This is a genomic window from Haloferax sp. s1 (assembly GCF_058382125.1).
Map to the genome: position 1 here is coordinate 1 of NZ_JBZRPK010000539.1, position 6,863 is coordinate 6,863.

6 protein-coding genes are annotated in these 6,863 nt (G+C 57.8%); 5 read left to right on the forward strand and 1 reads right to left on the reverse strand.

Features of this window, described 5'->3' with window-relative positions; genetic code table 11:
* Window positions 1–394, reverse strand: a 394-nt coding sequence (locus QT222_RS09350) for a ribonuclease H-like domain-containing protein (protein ID WP_491477007.1), incomplete at its 3' end; no start/stop codon positions are given.
* A 112-nt stretch (window positions 395–506) separates the two neighbouring features.
* Here QT222_RS09350 and QT222_RS09355 point away from each other — a divergent pair.
* From QT222_RS09355 to QT222_RS09375, 5 genes are all read left to right on the forward strand, one after another.
* Entirely contained in the window at window positions 507–1,211 is a 705-nt protein-coding gene (locus QT222_RS09355) for an SOS response-associated peptidase (protein WP_491477008.1), read from the forward strand.
* A gap of 204 nt (window positions 1,212–1,415) precedes the next feature.
* Window positions 1,416–3,002 (forward strand): SGNH/GDSL hydrolase family protein, encoded by a 1,587-nt coding sequence (locus tag QT222_RS09360; protein ID WP_137685671.1) that lies wholly within the window; start codon window positions 1,416–1,418, stop codon window positions 3,000–3,002.
* A 61-nt stretch (window positions 3,003–3,063) separates the two neighbouring features.
* Window positions 3,064–4,260 (forward strand): hypothetical protein, encoded by a 1,197-nt coding sequence (locus QT222_RS09365; protein WP_491477009.1) that lies wholly within the window; start codon window positions 3,064–3,066, stop codon window positions 4,258–4,260.
* Between the two features lie 135 nt (window positions 4,261–4,395).
* Entirely contained in the window at window positions 4,396–5,910 is a 1,515-nt protein-coding gene (locus QT222_RS09370) for a hypothetical protein (protein WP_491477010.1), read from the forward strand.
* Between the two features lie 60 nt (window positions 5,911–5,970).
* Window positions 5,971–6,171 (forward strand): hypothetical protein, encoded by a 201-nt coding sequence (locus QT222_RS09375; RefSeq protein WP_491477011.1) that lies wholly within the window; start codon window positions 5,971–5,973, stop codon window positions 6,169–6,171.
* Window positions 6,172–6,863 lie beyond the last annotated feature (692 nt).

The window sequence follows — 6,863 nt, forward strand, 5'->3', positions numbered from 1 at the left end:
CGGTAAACTGCTCACGGAGCGCGTCGGCAGTCAAGTCCTCGCCCCGAACGAGCGTCGTGGTTTCGCCGTCCTGATGGAACGAGACGGTCGTGACCGAATTGCGTTCTGCCGACAGACCGGTCGTCTCGATGTCGAAGAAACACGTCTCGTCGCGGAAATTCTCGTAGAGTCGCCAGCGCTCGCCAGACGGGAACGAGTCGTCGAAAAAGCGCGAGTTGCCGTCGTCGAGGTGCTCGTACGCGTCGGCGATGTAGGTCTCGATTCGGTCAGCCGTCTTCGCGCCGACGAGCGAGGAGTCGAACTCGTCCCAGTGTGTGACCCCGGATTGCCAGAGATTTCGCTCCGTCCGCTCACCCACGCCACGGACGGGGATGAAGCTGTTCTCGATTCGCATGTTCGAGTGGGAGATACCCGCAACCCTAAATGCGTCGTCGTCCGGTGAGCACAGCTGAGTTCGCAGTCCACCTGCCGCGAGCGTTTTACCCACACAATACCAATCCAGAGACATGTGTGGCCGATACAGTTTGTTTACGCCGCCCGAAGAACTCCGAGAACGCTTCGGGGCTGTTCCGACGCGGGAGTTGGAAGCGCGGTACAACTGCGCGCCCGGCCAAGAACTGCCGGTCGTGACAAACGAGGCATCCGACGAGTTTCGCTTCCTGAAGTGGGGCCTCGTTCCCTCGTGGGCCGAGAGCGCGAGTATCGGAAATGACCGCATCAACGCCCGCGCCGAGACGGTCCGCGAGAAACGGAGTTTCGCCGACGCCTACGAGTCGCGCCGGTGTCTCGTTCCCTCCGACGGCTTCTACGAGTGGGTCGACCGCGGCGGGACCAAACAGCCCTACCGCGTCGCGTTCGAGGACGACCGACCGTTTGCGATGGCCGGCCTGTGGGAGCGCTGGACGCCGACGACGAAACAGACTGGACTCGGCGACTTCGGGAGCGGGGGCCCATCCCGTGAGCAAGAGTCACTGGAGACGTTCACCATCATCACGACCGAACCGAACGACCTCATCTCGGAGTTACATCACCGGATGGCCGTTATCCTCGCACCCGACGAAGAGGAGACGTGGCTCCACGGCGGCCCCGACGAGGTGGCGTCGCTCCTCGGTCCGTATCCCGACGACGAGTTGACCGCCTATCCGGTCTCGACGCGGGTGAACAACCCCGCGAACGATACGCCCGAGTTGCTAGAACGGAGCGCAGGATAACGTGAGAAGCGGCGTCAAAGACGCGTTCGTGCCGTCGAGATCGCGTGACGCAACCCGTGTGGTGCGTGGGTAGTACGAGCACATACGTATTAGGGAAGAAACAGGAACACGTTGATTGTCATGGCAGTGAAATCTACTGTCATGGTGAATGTCAACAACAGACATGAATTCGGGAAGCCCATAACGGACGGGGGAACTCCGACGATGGTGGTTGTCGGTGATTCGGTCGCCTGGGGGCAAGGCCTCGTCCACGACAAGAAATTCGCGACCCGATTTTTTGATCGACTCACCGGCGGTGCCGCGTTACCCCGTGCGGCGATAAAGGCACACTCCGGTGCAGTCATTCGGTCCCGAAATGGGACCGGGAATCGTGACGTGGCTCTCAAGTTAGCGAACGCCAATGAACTCCAGTCAACGACCAGACAGGGCCACCACGAGTTTCCATACGGTCCATTAACGGTCCACGAACAAGTCGAGAGACTCCCGAATGATTACACCGACCAAGAGCGACCGGAGCGCCTCGACGTCAGCAAGGCGTACGGTCCCGATGAAACCGTAGATATCGTCCTCATCACAGCAGGAATCAACGACATCGGCGGAGGCAACATCAGCAATCCCTTCGGAGACCCGGAGTCGATAGAGAAGGCCGTCAGAGATAGCTGTTACAGCCGGATGAAGCGGCTTCTGCGCCGAACCCAACAGCGGTTCCCTGACGCGACGATCATCGTCACGGGATACCATCTGTTCTTGAGTACCGGTCCCGACGGGTCCGATATCGTTTCGAACGACGACCTCGCTGTCGGCCTTCAGGTATTGTTCGGGCTACTCAGCCGTCCGGCAGGGGCAGTCCTGGGGGCATTGTACGGCGCTGTCGAACTGAGCGAAGAGTTAGCTGCGGCACACGTAGAGTACTTCTACCAGCAATCAGCACACAATCTCCGCAAGGCAGTCACGGAGCAGGATAAGGCCAATACCGGCGCTTCAGTACTCTTTGCATCACCGAATTATAACCGGAGAAACGCGGCTGCCGCGGACGACCCGTGGGTCTGGCCACCACTGTCGCGAGGCGACCCAGCAGTTGCCTCGGAGCGGAGTGCAGTTTGTCAGGCGATGTCCGAGCCTCCAATCGAAGAAGACTCGGTTAAATGTCCAATCGCTCCGAGTCTGCACCCGAACGAGGCCGGAGCCGACGCGATAGCACGGGCGGTTCACGCGCGGTACGAGGAAGCGACTGGTCGACGTTCCGTGCGGAACGTCATCGGGAACCTGTCGGAAAACGGCGGGATATCGGGACCAACCAGCGTCCGGGAAGAACTGGAGCGGTTCGCGGGGGTTGACGGATTGATTGACCCTGCCGAAGGGCTTCGGACCTGTTTCAATCAACTCGTAGTCGACAGTATCCGTGTGGTCATCAAAACGAGTGATGACAGGGGTGCTGGGAATCAAAGTACGACCGTCTCACTCGACCTCGGGGCACTGACACGGAACCTCGACGATACCTTCGGCCAGCAGGGATTCAATCACGCGAATTTCAGCCAAGGAGCGAAGGATGACTTCACCATCGACCCATTACTCGACACCGGCTGGACCGAGCGTGACCCACTCCATCTCTGGGAGATTTCGAAGGTAGAACTCGAACAAGACCAATCGGAGTATACGGAGTTTATCGACAGCCAGTGGTGGAAAGTCGAGTCGTTTGCGCTGTATCTAAATGGGATTCGAGTGGTACAGGCGGGCCCGTTCGACCTCGATGGAGACGACTCACAGTCGTTCAACTACCCGAAGTCGTAGTGATTGATACGCGGCCGTGAATCTCCCAAAAACTATTATGATTATAAATTAATATGTTAACATGACACAGTTGAGTCTCAGACGCGACCTGTCGGGGGGCGACCCGGCGCACGGGGTTCGGCAGGTAGCGGAACACAGTGGATTAATCGAACCGTACTCGCTTCGAGCACTTCTCGGTGGGACAGTCGCCACAGGTGCTATCTGGCGAGGGTTCCACCATCGCTGGGAGTACAACCACCGACTCAATCGGTTCGGAAGTTACGTTCGCACGCGAGAAAACGGATGGGTCGTTGGTCACACAGCAGCGTCCGGGTCTGGACCGGATACCGCACACTTCGAGGACTTTTTCACTGCAGTCAGAGCACCGGGAGTTCGTTTCCAACAGGAGTCGGTCACCATCCCCATCGAGGGGTCGGAAGTGACGCGGATTCCGTTCTCAAAAGAGCAAACGATTCGGCTCGACACGCCGCTTGCTGACGATGAGTGCTGGACAGTCGTTCTCAACGGCTTCGATATCTCGTCCAAAGCGGACGCTGAGAAACTCATCCGTTTCGATGTCGAAGTTACGGACCGGACAGCCGAGAACAACGGAACCGAGATCCAGTTTACCATCGAGGGGTCCTTCGAAAGCGCATGCCGCACCCCAGAATGTGAGACGCTCGAAGACCGCGTCAAGTACGAAATCGACGTCTACTCCCTCTTGATTCGGGGCGATGATGACACGCTAACAATCGCTGGGAGGGACCACGTCATGAACGGGTACGAATGGGGCGTTGGCGGCAGCGACGAGGAGATTCACAGCGAGAATCTGGGACCAGCAACTGCAACTGTCGACACCGTGGACCCGGACGCAGCCAAAAGCGTACTCGCGTTTGAGTCGATTTTAATTGATATCGACCAGATGGACCGAAGCGGCGTCGGTCACCCTGCACTCGCAACAGCAGAGGCAGTCCATCTCTTGGAGTGGAACACGGCAATCGAGAACCAGACACGTGGCAACGGAGCGGTCAGCGCCCGCGTACAACTCTTCTTTAAAAATTGGAGACAAGGAATGAAAGCTGCGCACATTCCACAGTCAGAATTCGCACTCAAGGACGCCGGACGAGCCAAATTTGATGTCGTAGTGAGGCATCTCCAATTCGACACTACTGCTGTTCACGAGCGAAAGGGTCGAGCGGGAACCATCGATTGGGTTGGCCAGAATACCGACCCGAACAGCGCCGACGCACGAAAAGAATCGGAGATAACACTCGACTAACACTCGTCGCTGAGCAAGCGTCCCGCCAGCGGGGCCGAGACACCGTATAACGACCACTTTTGGATTCTTTCAGCATCGCCGGTTTGTGACAGTTTCCCCGAATGAACTTTGTGAGTGAGATACATATTAACAAACATGTCTCAGCCTGACATCCTTCTCGACGACGACAAGGTGAGCGTGGTTCGAAAGACGGTGGTGGGTGTCGACGAGAACAGTACGCCAGACATCGCGTTGAACCCGGATTCGGCCTCGCTCCGTCTCGGGGGTGGCGACGGAACCTACTCTGAGGGTGACCTGCGGTTGACCGACAAGGGGGGAGACGTTCGCATCCACGCGTCCGCGGGAGGAGGCGCATTCGACCGAGATACCACCAGAGTCCTCATCGGCGGATCAGATGGGAGTATCACCCTCGGGGCACAGGGTACCGACGACGAAAACACGGACATCGAGTTACTCCCGAACTGGGCCACGCTCCGTCTCGGGGGTGGCGGAGGGAGCCACTCCGACGGCGACTTACAGTTGACCGGCGAAGACGGAAGCGTCCGTTTTCATGCGTCTGCTGGCGGGGGAAGCTTCGACCCGAAGACGACTCGAATTTTGTTTCATGGTAACAGCGGCACGATGAGACTCGGCGCGAAGGGGCTCGAAGACGAGGATGGAAACGATATCGCGGACGTGGCGATTCGGCCCAGGTGGGCAGCACTAACCCTCGGCGGAGGCGGCGGTTCGAACTCCGACGGGGACATCAAACTACGCGACAGAGACGGAAAAACACGGATTCACTTCACGGGCGGGAAAGGCAACTCGTTCGATTCGACGCGCGTAGAAATCGACGGCAAAGACGGTGACGTGAAGATTTCAGCGAAGGAGGGACCCACATTCGGGCACCTCGGCTGTTCCGACCCTCCGGAACCGAACCAACTTCGGTACGTCGGGTCCGTCACGAAGGGTTCGCTCCAACTGGGTGGCACTGGCGTCGACGGGACGATCGAACTGGACGACGTAGCCAGCGACAAGCGAATCCAGATCGGCGGCTACCGAACGGGAGACAATCCCAGTGCTTCGGTCGATGACCCCGCTACTCGCGTCCGAATAACGATGTATGGCGACCTCGAACTCGGTGGTGGCGGCGGTGGGGGGTCGATAGCCGTCACTGACGACCAAGATACGGAGACGATGACTGTCGACGGGACCTCGGCCGACCTCACTGTCGGTTCCTCAGGTCAAAACAGTACGAATGGACGCCTGTTCGTCGGCGGAAGTTGGGAACGGAGTGGCGTCGAAATCGAAGGCGACTATCTCGGCCTCGGCGTCGAAACCGACGAGTTCCGGTCACACCGGTCGATAGAACTGGATGGTGAGTATTCGACCATCGACGTGTACGACTCCGGAAACAACGAGCGGATCAATATGAGCGGCAATCTGGGCAGCATTGCACTCTCTGCTCTCTCCCAGAATGGGGGCACGTACCAATCAGTCACCCTCAGTGGCGATGCCGCCACGATTACGCTCTCCAATAGCAACAAGGACACCGTCGTGATAGATGGGGAAAACGGAGACATTCAGGTCGGCGTCATCCAGAGTCTGGTGAGTACCATCCAGGACCTCCAGAACCGGGTCGCAGGATTGGAAAATCGCGTGAGTCCGTGAATCTAACAACTCACGAACGTGCTGTCGTAGTGAAATACAACCCCAAAAGAGGACGATAAGATGAAACTCGAAATCGAGATACCGGATAAGTACGCAGCAAAGTTGGACGATATCGAGGCCGTAGAACCCACGATTCGGGACCAAATCGAGATTGAGGTGCTGCCACAGGCGTTACGACTCATCAACGACACGCACAGACAGCTCCAACAACAGACCCGCAAGAGCGGCCGTGTCGAAGCTGAGAGCGACACGACCTATTAATCGCTGGCGCAGCCAGTATTCCCGATTGACGGGTTGTTTTACCTAATCCAGACACCTGCCTCAGAGTGACGTTACTGTTTGCACCCCGGTGACATCTACCTTGCCGAGCGCTTCAAAGCGGAGTGGTACGGAGACGCGTGATTGCTCATTGTCTCCCTCCGTGGGTTGGTACGCTCGTTTTGACTAATTGGATATAGCGATATACAATATACACATTGGATTTCGAACAACGCAAATCACAACGTAGCGAATGGCCACCCCTAGAGAATCGAGAAATCAAGACCGAGAGCGGTGAAGAACAGCCTCAGTTCGCAGTCAACGCCCTCAGTCGCACTCGCAGGTCGGAAGGTGAAGACGAGCAACACCAGACAGTCTCTAAGTTAGCCCTTACATCGAGCGGACGGGCTCATCATCGAGCGAAGTTACTCGGAGAGAGTCGTAACTGGGCGCGAACCGAGCGAGACGACAACTGGGACGCGACCAGACCGGCCAGAGTCAACCGTCGGACACAGTTCCCGACGTGTCTAGCGATTCACGGAGAACGCAGCGCTGCCACAGTCACTGAGTGCTATTCCGGTGGGATGCTCAAAGCAATCAGAGAAGCGCCACAGAAAGAGCCTAAGCGCTTCTCCCACCAATCCGGTGGAAAAGGTAGGAATCCGCCACCAATCGGCGAGAACGCCGCCTGTATC